14 protein-coding genes are annotated in these 20,368 nt (G+C 66.6%); 3 read left to right on the top strand and 11 right to left on the bottom strand.

Annotated elements, in window-relative coordinates; translation table 11 throughout:
* Positions 1 to 8 precede the first annotated feature (8 nt).
* The 3 genes from JSV65_08220 (at position 9) to JSV65_08210 (ending at position 5,670) form a co-directional block, all read left to right on the top strand.
* Positions 9 to 1,292: a Gfo/Idh/MocA family oxidoreductase gene (locus JSV65_08220; GenBank protein UCH36327.1), complete on the top strand. Its 1,284-nt coding sequence runs from the start codon at positions 9 to 11 to the stop codon at positions 1,290 to 1,292.
* 81 nt (positions 1,293 to 1,373) lie between these two features.
* Entirely contained in the window at positions 1,374 to 4,115 is a 2,742-nt protein-coding gene (locus JSV65_08215) for a ThuA domain-containing protein (protein ID UCH36326.1), read from the top strand.
* Positions 4,116 to 4,422: 307 nt separating this feature from the next.
* Complete coding sequence (locus JSV65_08210) at positions 4,423 to 5,670, top strand: MFS transporter (GenBank protein UCH36325.1); 1,248 nt, start codon at positions 4,423 to 4,425, stop codon at positions 5,668 to 5,670.
* A 163-nt stretch (positions 5,671 to 5,833) separates the two neighbouring features.
* Here JSV65_08210 and JSV65_08205 read toward each other — a convergent pair whose 3' ends face one another.
* The 11 genes from JSV65_08205 to JSV65_08155 all read right to left on the bottom strand — a co-directional run.
* Positions 5,834 to 6,757 carry a ribokinase gene (locus JSV65_08205; GenBank protein UCH36324.1) on the bottom strand — a complete coding sequence of 308 codons (924 nt, stop codon included), beginning with the start codon at positions 6,755 to 6,757 and terminating at the stop codon, positions 5,834 to 5,836.
* A gap of 196 nt (positions 6,758 to 6,953) precedes the next feature.
* Positions 6,954 to 7,697, bottom strand: a complete 744-nt coding sequence (locus tag JSV65_08200; protein UCH36323.1) for a hypothetical protein — start codon at positions 7,695 to 7,697, stop codon at positions 6,954 to 6,956.
* 340 nt (positions 7,698 to 8,037) lie between these two features.
* Positions 8,038 to 9,435, bottom strand: a complete 1,398-nt coding sequence (locus tag JSV65_08195) for a hypothetical protein (protein ID UCH36322.1) — start codon at positions 9,433 to 9,435, stop codon at positions 8,038 to 8,040.
* 151 nt (positions 9,436 to 9,586) lie between these two features.
* On the bottom strand, positions 9,587 to 10,741 hold the full coding sequence (gene amrS / locus JSV65_08190; protein UCH36321.1) for an AmmeMemoRadiSam system radical SAM enzyme: 1,155 nt from the start codon (positions 10,739 to 10,741) through the stop codon (positions 9,587 to 9,589).
* Entirely contained in the window at positions 10,738 to 11,859 is a 1,122-nt protein-coding gene (locus JSV65_08185) for a DUF362 domain-containing protein (protein UCH36320.1), read from the bottom strand. The genes amrS and JSV65_08185 overlap by 4 nt, the downstream gene beginning before the upstream one ends.
* 1 nt (position 11,860) lies before the next feature.
* Positions 11,861 to 13,528: an AmmeMemoRadiSam system protein B gene (gene amrB / locus JSV65_08180; GenBank protein UCH36319.1), complete on the bottom strand. Its 1,668-nt coding sequence runs from the start codon at positions 13,526 to 13,528 to the stop codon at positions 11,861 to 11,863.
* Positions 13,529 to 13,562: 34 nt separating this feature from the next.
* A complete protein-coding gene (locus JSV65_08175) occupies positions 13,563 to 14,387 on the bottom strand; it encodes a hypothetical protein (GenBank protein UCH36318.1) in 825 nt (274 codons plus the stop codon).
* Positions 14,388 to 14,531: 144 nt separating this feature from the next.
* The gene (locus JSV65_08170; GenBank protein UCH36317.1) at positions 14,532 to 14,723 is read right to left on the bottom strand and encodes a hypothetical protein; all 192 of its coding nucleotides are present in this window, start codon (positions 14,721 to 14,723) and stop codon (positions 14,532 to 14,534) included.
* Between the two features lie 40 nt (positions 14,724 to 14,763).
* Complete coding sequence (locus tag JSV65_08165; GenBank protein ID UCH36316.1) at positions 14,764 to 16,788, bottom strand: alkaline phosphatase family protein; 2,025 nt, start codon at positions 16,786 to 16,788, stop codon at positions 14,764 to 14,766.
* Positions 16,789 to 16,795: 7 nt separating this feature from the next.
* Positions 16,796 to 18,967 carry an alkaline phosphatase family protein gene (locus JSV65_08160; GenBank protein ID UCH36315.1) on the bottom strand — a complete coding sequence of 724 codons (2,172 nt, stop codon included), beginning with the start codon at positions 18,965 to 18,967 and terminating at the stop codon, positions 16,796 to 16,798.
* Positions 18,968 to 19,225: 258 nt separating this feature from the next.
* On the bottom strand, positions 19,226 to 20,368 hold a 1,143-nt coding region (locus JSV65_08155; GenBank protein ID UCH36314.1), incomplete at its 5' end, for an alkaline phosphatase family protein.

Genomic DNA, 20,368 nt, shown 5'->3' with positions numbered 1-20,368 from the left:
GCGCGAACATGCCGGACCAAGTGACGCGACGTGAATTCCTGAAGAAAGCCGGTGGGACGGCGGCGGCGGCCGCGGTGGTGGGGCCGATGTTCCTATCGGAGAGCGCGCGCGGAGCGAACGACAAGATCATCATGGGCGCCATCGGCGTCGGCGGCATGGGGTCTGGGGACGTGGGCTTCTTCCGCGCGAACCCCGACGTGGAGTTCGCCGCGGTGTGCGACATTGACCAGAACCGCCTGCGCGAGGCGGTGGGGAAAGCGGGCGGCAAGGCTACCCCGTACTCGGATTTCCGCAAGCTGCTGGAGCGCAAGGACATAGATGCCGTCATCGTCGCCACGCCGGATCACTGGCACGCGTTGGCGACGATCGCGGCGTGCGAGGCGGGCAAGGACGTGTACTGCGAGAAGCCGATCGCGACCAGCGTCGGCGAAGGGCGGGCGATGGTCAACGCCGCGCGGCGTTATGGCCGTGTCGTGCAGATCGGCACGCAGCAGCGCAGCGGCACGCACTTCCAGCGCGCGGTGGAGATCGTTCGCTCGGGCGGGATCGGCAAAGTCACCCTGTGCCGCGTGTGGAACGTCGACAACGAACTTCCCGACGGCATCGGCAACCCACCGAACGGCGATCCTCCACCGGAACTCGATTACGACATGTGGCTGGGGCCGGCGCCCAAGCGCCCGTACAACCCGAATCGGTGCCACTACTACTTCCGCTACTTCTGGGATTACGCGGGCGGCAAGATCACGGACTGGGGCACGCATCTCATTGACATCATCCACTGGGGGATGGGCGTGGATGCGCCGCTCGCGGTGGCGGCCAGCGGCGCGAAATACGTCATGCCCGACAACCGCGAGACGCCGGATACGATGGAGGCGATCTACGACTATCCCGGGTTCACGATGGTCTACTCCTACCGCGGGGCGAGCGACTACCCGATGAGTGACCACGGCTACGGCATGCAGTTCCACGGCACCCAGGGCACGCTGTTCGTTGATCGCGGCGGATTCGAGGTGATCCCGGACGAGGACAGCGCAATCGAGCCCGTTTCCAGCGGCGGCTCGGCGCAGAACGAACCCCACGTGCGCAACTTCCTGGACTGCGTCAAGTCGCGCGCGCGCCCGATCTGCGATGCCGAGATCACCCACCGGTCCACGACGGCGTGCCACCTCGGCAATATCGCGCTGCTGACCGGTCGCAAGATCCATTGGGATCGGGAGAACGAGCGAATCATCAACGACGCCGAAGCCAACCGGCTCCTGACCAAGCCGTACCGGGCGCCGTGGCACCTCTGATGCGACCCGCATAGACTCAGTCGCAGCCGTCGTCGGTCCTGCGTGGTCCGGCGGCGGCTGCGGGCGAAGGGAGACTCGCGAATGAAACCCCTGCGCGTTATCATCGCGCTAGCGGTGATCGCCGTCCTGCTGGCGAGCGCGGCCGCAGCCCCCGCCGTGGGCAAGATCAACGTCCTCATCGTGACCGGACAAAACAACCACGATTGGCGCTCGACTACGCCCGTGTTGCAGGACATCCTGGAGCGCTCGGGGCAGTTCAGGGTCACGGTCAACGAGCACCCCGAGGCATGCACCGCGGCGGATTTCGCGCCATACGACGTCATCCTGAGCAACTACAACGGCGATCGCTGGGGCCCGGTCGCGGAGCAGGCGTTCCTTGATTTCATCCGCGCGGGCAAGGGCTTCGTCGTCATCCACGCCGCGAACAACGCATTTACCGATTGGCCGGAGTACATCGCGCTGATCGGCGGCTACTGGGGGGCAACCGCCGGGCACGGCCGCCAGCACCAGTTCCCCGTCCGCATCGTTGACCACAGCCACCCGATCACGCGCGGCATGAGCGATTTCCTCAGCTCAACCGATGAGCTGTACCACCGGCTGACCATGATGCCGGACATCCATCTCCTGGCGACCGCCTTTTCGGCTGAGGACACGGGCGGAACCGGGAGCGACGAGCCGATGGTGTGGACCGTGGAGTGGCAGGGCGGCCGGTGCTTCCACAACGCGCTCGGGCACCACGCGGAGGCGATGCAGGGCGAGGAGTTCGCGGCGCTGGTGCAGCGGGGGACGGAGTGGGCGGCGACGGGTACTGTGTCGGCGGAGACGGATGTGCGCACGCTTGCGCCGCAGCTTGGCGCCGAAGACGAGGATGCGCGCTACGCTGCCAAGTCGCGGCTGATCGGCATGGGGGAGCCGGCCGTCGCGCCGCTAATGGCGATGGTCGCAGCGGGAGACGCGCAGTTGGCCGGCGAGGCGCGGGACACGCTGATATGGATCGCGCAGCGATGGGCCGGAACACCCCAGGCCGCGGGGATCCAGCGATGGGTTATCCATCTCGCCGGACGAGAGCGCGCGGCGTCGGTGCGCCGCATCGCCGCGCACATGCTCGGCTTGATGGGCGACGCACGCGCGGTCGCCACGCTGAAGTCCATGTTGAGCGAGGACGCGCTGCGCGAGGATGCACGCCAGGCGCTGATGCAGATTCCCGGGCCCGAGGCGACGCAGGCCCTGGTTGAGATGCTGGGGACCGTCGGGCCGGAGTCGCAGCAGGCGATATTGCACGCCTTGGGCGCGCGTGGTGATCGCGCGGCAACGCCCGCCGCCATTGACGCGGCACAGTCGGGGAATCTGGTCGTGCGTTTGGCTGCCATTGATGCGCTCGGGCTTATCGGCGACCCGGCGGGGGCAGAGCCGTTGTGGGACATCGCAGCCACAGGCCCGGCGGAACTGCGGTCGCCTGCGCTGGATGCCTATCTGCGGCTGGCTTACGCCGCGCTCGAGCAGGGCCGGGTGCATAGAGGCGTGACGATGTATCGCCGAGCGCTGGCGCTGGGACAGAGCGACGTGCAGCAGGTGGCTGCCCTGGTGGGCCTTGGCGTGTCCGGGCGGCCGGAGATGGTGAACGATATCAGGCCCTTCCTTGGGGCGGACAACCCGCAGGTGCGAACGACTGCCGCGGCCGCGCTGGCGCAGATTCCGGGCGCGGAGGCGACCGCCGCGCTTATTGGCGCGCTCAAGGCGCTGGCCCGGGACGAGCGCGCGACTGTGATCGGCTTCCTGGGTCAGCGCGGGGATTCGTCCGCGACGCCGGCGCTCATCGCGGCACTGTCTGATCCGATCCCCGGTGTGCGCACGGCTGCGGCCGAGGCGCTGGGGCAGCTCGCCGACGCGACAGCGGCTGGGCCGCTGCGCGCGGTGATCGAGCGTGCGACCGACCCGCTGCGCGCGGCCGCGCTGGATGCCTATGTGAGCGTGGCCGATGCGCTGTTGGGCGCTGGCGAGACAACGACCGCGGCCGAGGCCTATCTGTATGCACTTGGGGCCGCGCAGGCCGAAGGCGCGAAGGCGCGGGCGCTTCGCGGAGCGGGTGCGACGGGGAACATGGCGGCGCTGCCGACGGTGAAAGCGGCGCTCGATGCAGACGGCGATGTCGCAGCGGCGGCGCTGGAAGCATACGTGCAGCTCGGTGACGCGGCGGCGCGAGCCGGCGACGAGGCGCAGGCGACGGCGATTTACACCGATGCCGCCGGACGAACCACGGGGCCGCAGGGGTTGTCGGCGGCACAGAAGCTGCAGGAATTGGGCGTGGAGGTTGACGTCGCGGCGATGCAGGGCTTCATCACGAACTGGTGGATCATCGGACCCTTCCCGAACGTCAACCGCGAAGCGTGGGGCAAGCAGTACTTCCCCGAGCGGGAAGTGGTTTTGGATAAGGAGTACGAGCTCGACGGGCAGAAGCTGGCGTGGAGCGCCTACCACGCGGAGGACATCCAGGCCATCGTTCCGCTCGACGAGATTCTAAGTCCGACCGACAACAAGGCGGCGTACATGTACGCCGAGGTGACGTCGCCGCAGGCAATGAAGGTGACGTTCAAGGTCGGTAGTGACGACGGGATCAAAGTGTGGCTGAACGGAGAGCAGGTATTCGGAAACAACGCGGCGCGGGGCGTGGTGGTGGACCAGGACGTGTTCGAGGCGACCTTGAAGCAGGGAACGAACGACATCCTGGTCGAGGTGCTGAACGGCGGCAGCGATTGGGATGCGGTGGTGCGCCTGGTGGATGAACAGAACCGGCCGTTGCAGTTGGAGCAGCGTCGCCCGTAGCGCCACGTTCCCCTGCGGTTAATCCGACCGGTCGAAGTCGGTCGGTCGGTCAGACTTGCGACATCGAGGGAAGGCGCTCGGCGCCTTCCCTCGCACCGTCTGGGGCGCCCGTGGCAGGCGCCCGCGCCGTCGCGCGGCGAATTCCTTTCCCGGACAAGAAGGATAGCAGGCGTTTGGCGTCTAACTGACCGCCGTCAAGCCCGGCCGGGCGTGCCGGGCTGAATCGCCGACGCGCGCTGCTCCAGGGCTGTGCTGAATGCGAGAGCGCTCGCGCGGTGGATGACGGACTACCCCGAACGGGAGGTGCATGACCGTGAGCTCACAGACAGGGAGTGCGCGCCCTACCGGTAACAGCAGCCCCGGGCAGATGTTCTTTGCGAGCTGCATCGCTCTCATCGCGACGGCGATCATCTTCGCGGTGCGCGGCGACATCCTGGGTGACCTGAGCACCGACTTCAACCTGACCAACGAACAGCTCGGCTGGGTCATCATCGGCGCGTTCTGGGGATTCACCATTTCGATCTTCATCGGCGGCCAGCTGTGCGACGTGATCGGGATGCGTGCGATTCTCGCGTTGGCGTTCATCGGACACATCGTCGGCACCCTGATGACGATCTTCGCCAACGGGTACCTCATGCTGGCGGCGGCGACCCTGCTCATCGGCCTCGGGAACGGCTTCGTGGAGGCGGCCATCAACCCACTGGTGGCAACGATCTACCCGGATAAGAAGACCGAACGGCTCAACCTGCTGCACGCGTGGTGGCCCGGTGGGATTGTGATCGGGAGCGTCCTCGCGTATGCGTTGACGAAGGCTGGGCAGGGCTGGCAGGTCAAGCAGGCCGTGGTGCTCATACCGGCGCTGATCTACGGCTTCATGCTCCTGCGGCTCAAGCTCCCGCGCACCGAGCGCGTTGCGTCGGGCGTCTCCACGGGCCGCATGTACAAAGAGGCGCTACGACCGCTGTTCATCGTGTGGTTCATCTGCATGTGGCTGACCGCCGCGACCGAGCTGGGGCCGAACCAGTGGATTGCGGAGATTATGAAGAACACGGCGACTCAGTCCGGCATCTTGGTCCTGGCCTGGATCAGCCTGATCATGCTCGTCGGGCGATTGTTCGCCGGCCCGGTCGTACACAAGCTCTCGCCGATCGGCTTGCTCATCGGTTCCTCTATCCTGTCGGTCGTGGGCCTAGTGGCCTTGAGCTACGTCAGTTCCGCGCCCACAGCGTACGCCGCGTCGTTCGTTTTCGCGGTGGGCATCTGTTACTTCTGGCCGACGATGCTCGGCGTAACTTCGGAGCGCTTCCCGGCCGGCGGGGCGCTGCTGCTCGGCCTGATGGGCGCCGCGGGCATGGCTTCCTCGGGTCTTGCTCAGCCGCTTATGGGCTACTTCTACGACAACTTCGGGCCGTCCGGCGCGCTGAGATACGTGGGGGTGCTGCCGGTGGGCCTCATCGTCATCTTCGGGGCGATTTTCCTTTACGACCTGTCGCGAGGCGGCTACAAAGCAGTGAAGCTCGAGGCGGAAGAGGCGGCGTCCAAGCTGGAAGAGTGACGTCCGCGCCGTCGCGCGATCCAGCGCGCATTATTCATGCGCGCACGCATCGCACGCCGGATCGACGCTCTTCAAGCGTAGTATGAATAATCCGCGCTAGATTGAATCGGATACATGCCCACGGCGTGCCGTGGGCATGTTCGTTTCGGGCCACGGGGGCCGCTCAGCAGGTGCGCCAGTTGAGACGCCCGTTGGCGCGGAGGAAGTCGAGCGTCTCCGGCAGATCAGGGATGCCCGTGCGGCCGCCGAGTTCGCGGCACTTGAGCGCGGCGACGGCGGCAGAGAACTCGACGCAGCGCGCGACATCCCATTGGCGAGCCAGGGCATAGGCAAAGGCGCCGTGGAACACGTCGCCCGCGCCGGTCGTGTCCACCACCTCGACCTCGAATGCCGGGCAGTGGCCGGTCTCGCCGCGGCCTGAATACCAGCAGCCCCTCGGGCCAGCCGTCACCACGGCTATCTTCGCCCCGTACGAGTGGAGCGCGCGCAAGGCATCGTCACAGTCCCGCGCGCACTCGCGAGCGGCCGCCCACGATTCGGGCACAATGAAGACGTCAACCAGCCCCGCCAACTCCTCCACATTGGCACCCGGTGCGAAGTCGGCGACCACGGGCACCCCCGCCTGGCGTGCGGCCTGGGCCGCCGCCAGCGCCGCTTCGCGCCAGAAGGCGTCAACGAGCAGGGCCCGAGACGCCCGCACGAACTCCACATCCGGCGCCGATGCGCTGGTTTCCAGTTCGGAGCCTGAGAGGTGGTAGATCGTCCGGTCGCCCGTGTGCGGGTCAACCATGACGACGCTGCACGGTGTGGTCGCGCCAGGGATCACCGGCGAGGCGGATACGTCCACGCCCTCCGCGCGCAGTTCGTCGAGCACCTGGCGCCCGATGTGGTCGTCGCCGACGCGGGTGAGCAGGCGCACGCCGCCGCCAAGCCGCGCCACCGCGACTGCCGCCGTGGCGGTCAGCCCGCCGCCTTGAACCAGCAGGCGCTGCATCGGCGAGGTGCCGCCGACGGGCGCCTGCTCCGCAAGCGCCAGAAAGTCCAGGCACGCCAGCCCAACGGCTGCGACTTTGATATCTTCGTTCATGACGGTCGAATGGTAGCCGAGGTCACTAACCGAATGACGCGAGGCTTTGCAGGACGCGAGCAGGTGGTGTTTCGGCGAGGGGCTGACGCTTACCTTCAGCGGCTGCGCGATGCCGGCGAATCCGGGATGCGGCAGGGCAGCTGGAGAGGGCCGGGGCGCGCGGGCAGCCGCGCGCCCCGGAAAACGTTGAGTCGTGCTACTCCGCGCCGCCCGGCTGTGGGGGCTCGGCGCCCGCACCACCCATCATCCCGCCGCCCGGCATCTGCTGCATCATCGGGCAGCTCTCCATCATCCGCTGCATCATCCCGCCCATCTTGGCGGGATCAACCTGGATCTCGGCCTCGTTCTGGAGGTTGAGGTCGCGGTCGTACTTGAGCAGCCGGTTCCCTGCCATGACATACACGGCATCGCCGGCCACGGTGAGCGAGGCGCGCCCCATCATCCCGCCCATCATACCGCCGCTGATGCCCATGGGGCACATGCCCATCATTCCGGCGCGGCGCCGCAGGGGGCGTTCGCCTGCCATCGGGGCAGGCTGCATCCGGCCGCCTTGTCTCTGACCGCCTCGCATCTGCTGCATCATCGGGCAGTGCTGCATCATTTGATCGCGCATCTGACCCATCTTGGCCGGGTCCGCCGGTATCTCGGCCTGCTTGAGGAGGCTGAGGTCGCGGTCGTATTTCATCACCGTGTTGCCGGCCAGGACGTACACGGCGTCGTCCGCCGCGACGACGGCGGAGCGCCCCATCATGCCGCCCATCATGCCCCCGCACATCGGGCATCCGCCCATCATGCCCATGGCCATGCCCGGCATCGGGCGGTCTGGCATGGGCCCGAGCCGCGGCGGCGCGGGCTGCTGCGCGAATGCGGCGACGGTGGCCGCCATCAGCGCCGCGAGGGCGACCACAACAACGAATCCGACCTGCGTACGACTACTCATATGCGGACTCCTTTCGATCACGCCTGTCCTCCACGGACAGTGGAGTGTCACGGCGATGCATCACTGTCTCGCCGTATTGGCCGTGCTGCGGGAAGCACCTGTCGAAACATGTCAGCCATGAATGACATGCGCGGTGCGGTGCCATGCCAAGGGATGATCGTCGATGCCGACCAATGGGACGCCGCGCAGAACTGACGCGGAGTCTGTTCGCCGCGAGGTCAATCAGACGAAGTGAGGGGCGCAAGGCCTTGGGCCCCTGCGTTGCGTTGCCACTCATGCATCCCCGAGGGTCGCACCCGATGGCCGGCGGCCGCGTGGCGCGCCACAAACCGGGCGACGTTCAGGCGCCTTTGACGACCGCGATGTCGTTGAAGAAGCAGAAGGATTCGAGGGCGGCGGCGACATCGGGATCGTGGATGAGCACGCCGTGGTGGATGATGCCGTGATCCACCATCTTCTGCTCCCAGTCCATGACGTCGGCGACCCGCACCCAGCCGTACGACCCGCGAGTGACCGGCTCGATCGGTACCACCTCGCCGCGGCCGATGAACATGGTGAATTCGCCGTCGTACTCAACGAGGCGCATGCAGGTCACCGGGCCGGGCTTCATGCGGAATTCGCGCGTGCCGTAGGATGGCTTGTACTGCAGGATGCTGTGGTCGCGCAGGGCAACCTTGCACCCCTGCTCGCAGAGGCTGCTGGGGCAGTTGCCGCAGTGCCACGCGAGCCAGACGTTCTTGCGCGTCGGGTGCAACTCGGTCCAGTCAATGAAGTGCGGAGCGACCTGGTCGAGGGCGGCGGTGTAGGCGGCCCACATGCTGGCGGCGCCGTAGATGTCCACCTCGCACGCGCACATGATGCCCTTGTCGGTGAGGCGGCCGAGGGACTGGCACACCGAGATGCCGAGCCGCGGCTGGACGCGCGGCCAGCAGTTGACGCCCATGGCGACGAGGTCTTTCTCGCGCGCGAGTTCCTCGAGGGCGATCTCGTAGCGGGCCATGGTGGTCACCGATTCCGGCGGCGCGTCGCACGCGCTGAGACCTTCACTGATCTGTTTGGCAACTCGCTTGGTCTTTGCGCCAAGCGGCACCGCCTCGACGCGGGTGAGGGTATCGTCGAGGTCCACCGGCACGACGGTCTGGTTGAAGCGCTTCTGCATGCTCGCCTCGTCCCACCACACAGACTCGAATTCCTCGGGCCGCGCGCCGATCTGCCCGAAGCGCGCGCCGTGGAAGGCCTGGTTGGCGGCGCAGGCGCGGGCGAAGCGGGCGGCGCGCTCGGCGAATACCGGTTCATCGGCGAAGCACGTCGGGATGTGTTCGTACTTGATGCCGCGGCGCTTCATCGCGGAGGTGATCATGAACTGGCCGCACCAGGAATCGGAGGCGCGCAAGCCGTCCTTGCCGATGGGCGCGCCTTTGGTGGCGAAGTGCAGCACCGGCGTGCCGCGGGGCAGGCCGGCCACGACGACCCCAATCGCCGACGTCTCGTGACCGAAGGTCATGCCGCCGACGATGACGCCGGCGACGCCTTGCTGGCGGAACAAGTCGAGAGTCTTGCGGCCCTCTTCGATATTGCCCACCAGGCCTTGCTCGGTCAGGTCGGTACCCGGCACGACGAGATCCAACCCCGGCACCTTGCGCAGCGCGGCGACACAGGCCTTGCGCATCTTGACCGCCCATTGGCGACCGAACGGATCGCGATGGGAGGGAATGAAGCCAATCCTGACTTTTCGCATGACAATGCTCCTGGAACGGTGATGCGCTACTCTTCGCCGTGAGGTGCGCCGGTTCCCTTTCGAGGCGCGGGGATCATCGGGCGGTTGTGCACCGACCGCCCGGAACACGGGCGATCGCGGATCGCGCGCCCGGAGCCGGCACATCAGCGCGCTACGACCACACGCCGGGGATGGATGCGCCGCAGGACTTGCACTTGCCGTCGCGCAGGTTGTTCTGCTTGATGTAGAAGACTTGGCGCTCGATGACGACGCGCTTGCATTTCGGGCAATACGTGCTTTCGCCGGGATGGCCGGGGAGGTTGCCGACATAGACGTAGCGCAGCCCCGCAGCTATGCTGAGATCGCGGCAGCGCGTTAGCGTTTCCGCGGGCGTGGGCGGCAGATTGGTCATCCGGTACGTGGGGTGGAAACGGGAGAAGTGGAGCGGGACATCCGGGCCGAGTTCGCTCTTCATCCACTGGGCGAGGTCTTTGATCTCGGCATCGCTATCGTTCATCGTGGGGATCACGAGGTAGACGATTTCGAGCCACGTGCCGGTCCGTTTGGCCGCGATGATGGCGTCGAGCACAGGCCTGAGACGCCCCGAGCAGTTCTTGCGATAGAACTCCTCGCGCATGGACTTGAGGTCAATCTTGATGGCGTCGAGGGACTGGCACAGCCGTCGCATGGGCTGCGGGTTGATGTAGCCGGCGGTGATGGCAACGCTGCGGACGCCGCGCTTTTTGCCCTCCTTGGCGACGTCCTCCATGTACTCGTAGAAGACGACGGGTTCGGCGTAGGTTCCGGCGATCAGAGAAACCCCGCGACGGCGCGCCTGGGCGATCATCTCGGCCGGGGTCAGGCGGATCTCCCGCACCTGCTCGGGGCGTGACTGAGAGATCTGCCAGTTCTGGCAGTTCTTGCACTCCAGGTTGCAGCCGGCGGTGGAGAAAGAGTAGATCGGGCGGCCGGGGAGGTAGTGGAAGAGCGGCTTCTTCTCGATCGGGTCAACCTGGACGGTGCAGGCACGGCCGTAGACGACGGTGTAGTAGTCGCCGCCGCGGTTCTCGCGGACGCCGCAGTAGCCGCGCTCCCTGTCGCCGACCACGCACTCGCGGGGACACAACTCGCAGCGCACGCGCAGCTTGGGCAGGCGCTTGTAGTACAGCGCGCGGCGCAGGTACCACTCGTCTTTCCTGGCCGCGACCGCAGGCGCGGTGTCGCAGCCCGCGGCGAGCGCGCAAGCGCCGACGGCGCTCAGCGCGCAGCCGCGCATGAATTGCCGCCGCGTGATACCGGCATCGAGTCCGTCGAATCTGACGCTCATGCCGCCTCACCCCCGAGATCAAGATCTACTCCGTGTATGCGCGCGAGGTCGGCGATGCCGAGGTGATGGTCCTCATCAGCCGCGACCGAGATGTACTTCGGCTCGCGACCCTCTTCGGCGAGCGTCGGCAACTCCGCGCGGCGCCTGAGGCCCTCGATGAGATCCCAGCCGACGGCGTCCAACGCTACCGGGTCAGTCGCGGCGAGGATGCCATTGTACTGCGCCGAGGTGTTGGGCTTGTAGGCGGGGCCGCCGTCATAGGTCACGATGAGCGCATCGGCGATGATGAGGCGCTGCTTGCTGCGGATGGGGTCAAAGAGGTTGACGTCGGCGACCTGCGGGCAGCACTGGTTCTCGTGCTGCTTGTTGGGGTTATTGATGCTGCCGAAGTGGTTCTTGAGGGCGATGCTGACCCCGGCGACGTCGTGGTCCTTGACCAACGGGACATTGATGATCGCGGTACACAGCTCGGAGACGATGCGGCTCAGGCATGACCCGACCACGCCGGCTTCGCTCGGGTAGGAGTCGTAGCCGGTGGCTTCCGAACCGAAACAGCGCACGCCGCGGCCGGTGTTGGGCGTGAACCCGGCGCGCTCGAGTTCATGGGTCAGGCGGTCGTAGATGATGATGTTGCCGTCGGGCACTTCGGCGTCGCGCAGGCCGGTGATTATGGCCTGCACGATCTCGGGGTGGGTTGACAGCGGCGGCGGGGCGAGGCAGTTAACCTTGATTGCGACAACGTCGTCGGGCGAGAACAGGGACGACCATGCCGCAGCGCGTTCGCTCTGACCGGTGAGGCGCGCCAGCGCGGCGTCCACCATGTCGAGCGCCATGCCCGCGTCCACGCGCCTGTTGCTGCTCACGACTCGCGGGTGCGTCACCCTGACGACCGTGCCGGGTGAGGGCGCGCCGCGGGCCGTTGACGCGGCGGCGGGCACGACCCGGCGGCCACGCAGCAGGCGCGAGCCCGCCCAGCCGCTGGCGGCGGCCGCAGCAACACCCCCGGCGACGAAACCGAGGAAGCGGCGCCGGCTGCGATCCGTGGACTGCGCCTTCTGTGCGGGTGGAGACTCCTCCCTCGCCGTATCGCGCGGTGCGCCTTCCACGAACTCCGTCAACCTACTCTCCGAGTTCCTTTTCGCCGAAGACCTGCGCAGTAAAGGAGTAGAGTTCGGCGCCGCGCTTCCATGCATCGGGCGCGAGCCCGGCCTTGTACTGGCAGAGGTGGGTAAGCATCTCCTCGCGGCTCCAGCCCTGTTCCGTCGCCACCTGCGGCAGGTACACGCCGCCGCGGTGGCCCTCGCGCACCAGCACACCGTGCTTGCCGGCGACGATCTCCGACGGATCGGCGACCCTCCGCAGCGGCGACAGCACCGATATCTCGATGTCGAGGTCTTGGACCGCGCCGTGCCGGACGGGCTCAAAGCGAAAGTCCTGTGTCGCCGAGGCGATGGCCTTGTCGCGTATGTTGAGGTAGAGGGGCTCGCGGCCCTCGAGGTCGCCGATGCAGCCGCGCAGCATGTCGCCCTGCTTGAGGGTGACAAAGCAGCCGCGAGGCTGATTGAGGAGCGGGTCGTCCTCGGTCACCTTGATCACCTTGCCGGTGCGGACGTATTCCTCGATCGCGCGCCGGGCCAGGCGCAGAAGCTTGCGCTGCTGCTCTTCATTCAGTTCGCCTTCGTCGGGCTGGGTCGCTTTGTCGGCGGGCTTGTCACTCATTGTCGCAGCCTCCTTTGCGGTCGCCCGCGCCGCTCCGGAATCCGACGCGTTCGCGTCTCCATACATCGCCACTGCGCAGTAGCCGACGACGCGATTCCTCATCTGCGGCACGACGTCGCCGGAGTTAGCGTAGCTCAGGATTTCGACCTCATCCGCGCCCATCAGCTTCGCGGCCCGCATCACCGCTATGACCGGCCCCAAACCGCACAGGGTGCACGCGAGGCGCGGCGTTCGCCCGCCCATCACCTCCGCGTCCTTCGCCAGAACCTTGTCCGCGTCAAAGGTGCGGAGCGCGTCGAGCATCTCCCGGTCGGCCTTGCAGGCATCGTCGTAGGCGGGGTAATGGGACATGTCGGAACTCGCCACCAGAAGCGCGCTGCGGCCGGCAAGCGCCTCGGCCAACCCTTTACCCACGCGCGCGCAGTTCTCGCGCGAGAAATCGCTCATGAGCACGGGCACGAGGCGGAAGTCGCCGACGGTTCGCTGCAGGAACGGGAGCTGGACTTCAATGCAGTGCTCGGGCCCGTGAGGTTCGTCGCGGACATCGAAGGCGTCGCGCGTCGCGAGCGCCGCGATGATCTCGCCGTCGGCCGGCACCGTGCCGAGCGGGGTCTCCCATGCGTCGGCGGAGCACAGCGCGGCGCCGGGGAAGCGCGCGCTGTGGCTGGGTCCGACGACGACCACCGTCGAGATGTCGCGGCCTTGCAGCAGGCGATAGGCGGCGGCGGCAACCTTGCCGCAGTACTCGTAGCCTGCGTGAGGGGCGATCAGCGCGACCACCGGCCGATGCTTGGCCGGTGCCTTCGCTGAGGCGAGATACCCGTCCACTTGCCGCGCCAAGGTCGCCGCGTCGCCGGCATAGAACGGGCCGGCGACGGCGGGAGGCCGGACGCGTGAGGCGTTGGATAACGCGGAGGCAGTCGTGCGCGTGGAGCGCGCGCAGCCGGTGAGGACAACGAGCAGGACGACGAGAGTCAGCGACGCGAGCGGCCTCGCGCTACCGTGATTCGCGAGATTGAGTTTGCCCGGCGTCATCACGAGGGATGATTCGACGGCCCTCTCCCCCATCCTTGCCCGCCCGCGGGTCAAGCCGCCGTGGAACCTAGACCTCGACGCGGAACAGGCCCTTGAGTGCAAACCCGAACGCGATGGAGAGGATGAAGAAGGCGACGAGCCAGTGGATGTCCCAGCCGAGAAACGGAAGCGCGGCGGGCTCGTAGTCCACGGCGATGGAACGGATCGCGGAGTCGGCGGGCAGCGGCTTCTCGCCGGGGTTCATAACGATGTCCCACCATCCGGTGCCGACACGCCGCGGCGTGACGCGGGTGTGGCCGTTCGAAACGATGACTGCCTTTTCGACTTCCTGGTCGCCGGTGACGATACGGACGGCGTACCTGCCGGGGCGCTCGGCGCCGATGCGCCAGTCCACTTCGCGCTCCGCAGGGATGCGCAGCGGTGGAGTCTCGGCCTTGAGGCCCGGTGGGACAGCGAGCTGCGGCGGGCCGGCGTCGAGGTCGAAGCCCTGGGCGAACCTGACCGCGACGATAGCGGAATCCCCCGGGCGCAGGGGACGGTAACCGTAATGCGCGTTGAGCTGAACCAGGATGAGCACGACGGGGATGATCATGACGAGCAGGGGCATGAGCGAGTAGCCGAGGTAGCGGAGGTTGGTGAGCAGGATGTCTTTTTGCGCGCGCAGGAGGACGCGGACGTCGTCGCGGTAGAGGCGGACTTCGAGGAGATGCGCGCGAATGCGATCCTTCGCCCGGCGGATGGCGCGCTGGTTGGAGGTGTGGCGAAAGATCATCAGCATGACCACGCCGGTGACCAGCGACACGGCGGCAATGCCGTACCACGGGCTCAGCGACGAGAACGGCCTGAGCAGGACGTCGAATATGGTGGTCATTATGGAGTTGATGATTGTCATGACTGCGATTGGCGTCTGGTCACTGATCTGGCCTCATTATGCGGGCGATCCTGGGAGCGCGAGGGAGACGTGATCGGGCGTGCCGGGATTCCTCGACGCGCTCGGGATGACATGTTTCCGCGGGCCGCGGGGCGCAGCGGTGCGTCACGAAATGTATCCCAGTCCCTGGAGCTTCTTCTTGATCTCTTCCTCGGAGTCCGACTCCTCGAGGTTGGCGATCTCGCGCGCGAGCAGGTGCTCGATGAATTCGTCCACCGACGAATAGCCCGCCATCTCCGCGTACTGCTTCGCCTTGTCGAGCAATGCCTTGTCGATCTTCAGCTTCGGACCGAACATCGTCACCTCCGTCTTCGTGCGCGGCGTGCCGCGCGGTATGCTAGAGAACGCTGCGCCCGGTCATCTCGTCGGGCGTCTCGACGCCGAAGTCAGCGAGAACCGTCGGGCCGACGTCGTAGAGCGCCGGCTCGTGCGACGCGATGGGCTTGTTGCAGAACAGCACGCCCGGCACGTGAACCGGGTCAATGCAGTGATCGCCGCTCCATTTGCCATCGTTGTCGTCAATCAACGTCTTGCCGTACTGACCGAGGGCGGTTTGCCACGAGCCGCGGTAGCCGGAGTTGTAGCCGATGATGAGATCCGGCGCGAGATCGGCCATCGGGCCGGAGTAGTCATCTTTGGCGAAGTACACGTTGGAGATGACCTGCCGGCCGTTCTGCGGATCGCGCACTGCTTTGAGCCGCTGGGCGATCTCGCGCGCGAGAGCCTCGCGCTCGCGTCCGGGGCGGACGATACCCTGCCCCTCGCGACCCTCGACATTGAGGTAGAGGCAGTTGATGCCAAGCGAGTATGCCTTGGTATAGCCCCAATCCGCGGAGGCGAAGATGTCGCTCTCGTCCTCGCCCCAGGTGACCAGGTAACCGTTGTCGCGGAGCCAGCTATTGACCTGGAACGAGCGATAGTACGGCGCGAAGCCGTGGTCGGACATGACGATGAGCAGGTCGTCGCCTTCGATCTTGCGCAGGGCCTTCTCCACCACGCCGTCCATCTTGACGTAGAGTTCCTCGATGGCGCGCGCGTAGCGCGGCGCGAGTTCCGGGTCGTAGGCCGGGCACTGGGGGTCGCGCGCCCACCAGAACATGTGGCCGTGGCGGTCGGTGTTGGAGAGGTAGAAGAAGAGCAGGCCTTCGTCGAAGTGCTCGATCTCGTAGTCATACATCTCGAGGCGCTCGCGAAGCACGAGGTCGGACTGCTGCATGTAGTCGTCCGCGTCGAACAGGCCACTCGACCAGACCTTGGTGTCCTCCGGCATGCCCTGGGTGTAGAAGAAGCCGAATCGCCGGTGTAACTCCTGCGCGTAGCTCGCCGGGGTGGTGATGGGCAGGGCCGGATCGGAGGGGTCGATCTGAATCGGTGTGACATAGAGTTTGAAATCGGGGCGCACGGATTTCAGGTAGAACCTGCACACGCCGCTGACGCCGTGCCGCCACAGCATGGGGAACTTGACCTGCACCCAGTCGCTCCACTCGCCCTCGCGCAGCAGCACCTGCGTGCCCGCAACGACGATCTTGGCGACCGGGGCGGAGCGGTCGAGGTAGATGGTGAGGTCGATCTGGCACTTCGGCCCGTCCTTGCGCAGGTCGTTGCGCGGGCCGTAGAGCTTGGTTTCGATCGCTCCGTTGGTGCCGATCTCGACCGGATAGACGTATCCGCCGGAGACCTCCTTGGTGTCCTCGGGTGGGTTGTTGGTGTAGAAGGCGAAGGTGCCGTACGTGCCCATGATATCGGGGGCGCCGAGGTCGGAGATGGCGCGGCCGCCGGTTTCCGTGGGCGGGAAGTCGGAGGGGATGCGAAACATCGTCGTGGGGATGCCGTGCTCTTCGAGGAACTGCCAGAAGGGAGTCCCGTGGCGCAGGCGTTCGACCTTGCCGCCGGAGAGCGGGAGCACCCACTCGCCGATGCTAAGCGTTCTCTCAGCCGGCTCGACCTTGGAGATGGAGAGGTGCGGGAGATACGTCGCGGGGTCGCGCGCGATGAAGTCGAAGATGCCGTGGCCGCCGGGATTGGTGCCGGTGATGAAGTTCGCCCACGCGACCGGGCTGTGCGGCGGGATGCTCGTGGCGAGACGGCTGAACCCGCCCATGCCCGCCAGCCGGCGGAAGTTCGGCAGCAGACCCTCCTGCATCATGCGCTCGACGATTCTCGGCTCGACGCCGTCCATGCCGATGATGAGAGTCTTCTTCGCCAGCGGGAGCCGTCGGCGACCGCAGCCGCCGAACACGCCTGCCGCGGGAAGCGACAGCGCGGCGGCGGCGACGCCTGCTTTCCTCAGGAACTCGCGGCGGCTCATCCGGCCGGCAGCCGAATCGCGCGCCGCATGATCGTTATCGATATCGCGCTTCATGAGACCGTCAGGCCTCTGCTTTCTGTTTCTCGTTGATCGCTTCATTGGTCGCGGCGGCATCCGCGAGCAGCGGTTTGCCGTCCATGTACTTCGGTACCTCGACGCCGAACAGGTCGAGCGCCGTCGCAGCGATGTCAACCATCCGCGGCTGCTCGGCGGCGATCGGACGATTGCAGAACAGCACGCCCGGCACTAATGCCGGATCAACGCAGTGGTCGCCGCTCCAGCTGCGCGTGTTATCCTCGAACACGACGTCGGTCACCTTGCCCACCGCGCCGTCCCACGACGTGCGGTAGCCGTCGTTGTAGCCGATAAGGAGATCCGGCGCCTCGCCCACGTACGGCCCGGAGTAGGTCGCAGCGGCATCGAATGCCTGATTGATCGCGACCTCACTCATATCCGGGTCGCGTACGCCCGAGAGCTTGCCCGCGATCTCGGCCTTGAGCGCGTCGGCTTCGTCCGTCCCGAGCACTCCGCGCGCTTCCCGCCCCTTGCGGTTGAGGTAGATGCCCCCGAGGCCGATGGCGTATGCCCGTGTCCGATCCCAGTCCACGTCCGCGAACCACTCCCCGCTCGAAGGTTTGCCGTCCTTGAGCGCCAGGTAGCCCTCGCGGTGCAGCCACGAGTTGAGGTTGACACCCCGACGAAAGGAGCGGAAGCCGTGATCCGAGAGCACGAGCAGCACGGTGCGGTCGTCGAGGCGCTCGAGGACGCGCCCGACAAGGTCGTCCGCGCGACGGTAGACGTCTTCGATCGCGTTGGCGTGGCGTTCGACATCCTTGCCGGCATTCGCCGGATGACGGTCGTCGAGATAACGATAGAACATGTGCTGGACACGGTCGGTGGCATCGAACACGCACGCGCAGACGCCGCGGCGCGTCTTGTCGAGCGCGTCGAAGAACATCTTCTCGCGCTCGTCGTGGATGAGGTAGCACTGCTCGAGGAACGTCCCCTCGTCAATCACCCGCTCGTTGAGCGCCCAGGTGTCCTCCGCCAGGCCGAGGGTGGCGAACGGGCCGAAGAGCTTGGCGAAGTAGATCGCATAGGTGACGGGGTACGACACGGGCATCGCCGGGCGATCGGGGTCAATGTTGATGGGCGTCGCGTAGAGTTCGCATTCGGGCGCAACGCTCTTGAGGACGAAGCGGCAGATGCCGGACACCTTCACCCCGAGCCCGGCCTTGAATGTCAGCCGCACCCACTCCGAGTGCTCGCCCGTCCTGAGCGGGATGCGCTGTCCGGATATATCCAACGTCGCGCCGCCATCGTTCGGGGTCAGAGTGAACGGGAGGCGCAGTTCCGTTCCGTCGTCGGACAACGGGCTGACGGGGCCAGGGATACTGGCCGTGAAGCGATCGCCGTCGCGCCGGAGAGGAATTCGCACGCCGCCGGTATGCCGGCGGTCGCCGTCACCGGTGGTGAAGAAGGAGAAGGTGCCTTGACTTCCCTTCAGGTCCGGCACGCACATCGCGGAGATGAGCAGGCCGTTGAACTTCTCCGGCGGGAAGGTGATGGGCACGCGCAGGATGGTTGACCAGATGCCGTGCTCGGAGAGGATGCTCCAGAACGCCTTGCTGCGCCGCAGCAGGCGCACGCCGGGGCGGCTCAGGGGGATTCTGTACCTGCCCAGCTTGAGCGAGCGCCGCGGCGCTGTTATCTCGGTTGACGACAGGTCGGGCAGGTATGTCTTCGGGCTGCGCGTGAGGAAATCATAGATGTTGTGGCGCGCGGGGTTGACGCCGGTCTGGAAGCTCGACCAGGCGACCGGCGAGAGAGGCGGCGTGGTCGTCTCAAGCCGGGAGTAACTGCCCATGTCACGCAGGCACACCAAGTTGGGCAGCTTGCCCTCCTCCATCATGCGCTCGACGAGCCTCGGATCAAGGCCGTCGAGGCCGACGATGACGAGGCGATTTACCTTGCTGCGGGTGTAGGCGCGCCGGCCGCGGACAAGCCGCAGGAGATAGCGGATGGGCCAGGTGGCGAGGGTAAACGCGGCCAGGATGAGCGTGACGAAGAGCACCAGGAATGAGCCCAGCACAGCGAAACCGGCGCCGGGGCCGATGTAGGCGTGCGCGGGCGCGGCGGCGAGGGCCAGCGCTATGGCAAGGGCCGCGACAACAGCCGGTTTTCTGATGTGCGATGTATCAGACAATGACACTGCTGCCCTGTCAGCGCGCATCGTTCATGCGCGTATGCATGACACGCAGGATGCACCGTCCTCGGGGGTGCTCTGAATGGTCCGGGCCGATGTGACGGACGCCGAGGGAGATGTCTCCGTGCGCTGTCCCTATTATGGTACCCAAATCGCCGCGTTTGCGCCAGCGCAGGGAGTGCTAATGACCGTACGTGCCCCACGACCGGGACAAGATTCGTGATGCTCCGCTTAGGCGCGCTCGTGCCCCGACGCTCGGTACCGCACGATGTCCCGCGGGGACCTTCAAGCCACCAGCGGCGCCGTGACGATGTCCGCCAGGTCGGCGATGTTGAGGTCGTCCTTGACCGGCACGGCCGACCAGTGGAAGGCGTCGTCCCAGGTGTGCATGCCCTGAAACGCCGTGCGCGCGAAGACCTCGGCGCGCTTCACCGAGCCCTTGAGGTCGAAGCCGTGATGGGAGAGACAGACGAGGTCGGGGCCCTTATCCACGAGCGGGCCGCTGTAGATCTCCGCCGCGTCGAACACCTGCCGCATGACCGGCTGCCCCTCGTATTCGAGGCCGGCCAGCCTGGACTGCAACTCCTTCTTGAGTCCGGGCACATCCGCCCGCTCGACCCCGCCGCGAGGGAAGCGCCCGCGAACGTTGACGTAGATGCGCCCCGGGTCGAGCGCGAACGCCTTGGTTTCCCCGTTGATGTCGGCGACCGACTCGGGGCCGTCCTTTGCATACCCGAGGTACCCCTGCCCGCGGAGCCAGGCGTTGAGGTACACCTCCTGCGCGATCGCGTCGAATCCGTGGTCTGATAGCAGGTGGAACCCGTCGAGGCCGCCGGTGAGCTTGTCGAACCGGTCGCGCGCGCGCTCGATGAAGCCGTCAACGGCGCGATAGTAGTCCAAGAAGGCCTGCCGCTGCGGGCGCGCCGCGTCCGCCCAGGCATCCCAGCGCAGGTGATGCAGCCGATCGGTGCCGGTGACGACGACCTGGAAATAGTCCCAGTCCTCGCTTGCCCAGAAGTGCTCGGCGGCGCGCTCGCGCCCGGCGAGGGTCGCATGAAGGTCGTCGAACAAGCCGTCCGGGTTGGTGACGTCAACGTCAATCCGATAGCCCATGCGCTCGAGATTCGCGAGTTGGCCAAGGGGATGGAGAGCCTTGCGCAGATCGATGGCCACGAACCCCGAGATGAGGACACCGTTGATCTCGCGCGCGGGGTAGGTCGCGGGCTGGTTAATGACGACGCAGCGCTTGCCGGCGGCGCCGAGGCGGTCCCAGAACGTCGGGACCGCGAGGTCGCGGAAAGACGGGAAGCGCATGTCGTAGGAGCCGGGCTTGAGATCCGTGAAGCCGAAGATGCCGTGCGTGCCCGGGTTGGTGCCGGTCATGAAGGTTGACCACGAGACCGCCGAGATCTCGGGCAAGGACACGGT

It is taken from the genome of Armatimonadota bacterium (genome assembly GCA_020354555.1).
GTDB lineage: Bacteria > Armatimonadota > Hebobacteria.
Note: the sequence above shows the minus strand (reverse complement) of the source record. Positions and strands in the feature narration are given on the sequence as shown.

Excerpts from the sequence above, each read along its gene's own strand:
- JSV65_08160 (UCH36315.1), bottom strand. The coding sequence starts at position 18,967 with ATGCGCGCTGACAGGGCAGCAGTGTCATTGTCTGATACATCGCACATC.
- JSV65_08200 (UCH36323.1), bottom strand. The coding sequence starts at position 7,697 with ATGAGTAGTCGTACGCAGGTCGGATTCGTTGTTGTGGTCGCCCTCGCG.
- JSV65_08205 (UCH36324.1), bottom strand. The coding sequence starts at position 6,757 with ATGAACGAAGATATCAAAGTCGCAGCCGTTGGGCTGGCGTGCCTGGAC.
- JSV65_08170 (UCH36317.1), bottom strand. The coding sequence starts at position 14,723 with ATGTTCGGTCCGAAGCTGAAGATCGACAAGGCATTGCTCGACAAGGCG.
- JSV65_08215 (UCH36326.1), top strand. The coding sequence starts at position 1,374 with ATGAAACCCCTGCGCGTTATCATCGCGCTAGCGGTGATCGCCGTCCTG.
- amrS (UCH36321.1), bottom strand. The coding sequence starts at position 10,741 with ATGAGCGTCAGATTCGACGGACTCGATGCCGGTATCACGCGGCGGCAA.
- JSV65_08210 (UCH36325.1), top strand. The coding sequence starts at position 4,423 with ATGACCGTGAGCTCACAGACAGGGAGTGCGCGCCCTACCGGTAACAGC.
- JSV65_08175 (UCH36318.1), bottom strand. The coding sequence starts at position 14,387 with ATGACAATCATCAACTCCATAATGACCACCATATTCGACGTCCTGCTC.
- JSV65_08195 (UCH36322.1), bottom strand. The coding sequence starts at position 9,435 with ATGCGAAAAGTCAGGATTGGCTTCATTCCCTCCCATCGCGATCCGTTC.
- amrB (UCH36319.1), bottom strand. The coding sequence starts at position 13,528 with ATGGGGGAGAGGGCCGTCGAATCATCCCTCGTGATGACGCCGGGCAAA.
- JSV65_08165 (UCH36316.1), bottom strand. The coding sequence starts at position 16,788 with ATGAAGCGCGATATCGATAACGATCATGCGGCGCGCGATTCGGCTGCC.
- JSV65_08220 (UCH36327.1), top strand. The coding sequence starts at position 9 with ATGCCGGACCAAGTGACGCGACGTGAATTCCTGAAGAAAGCCGGTGGG.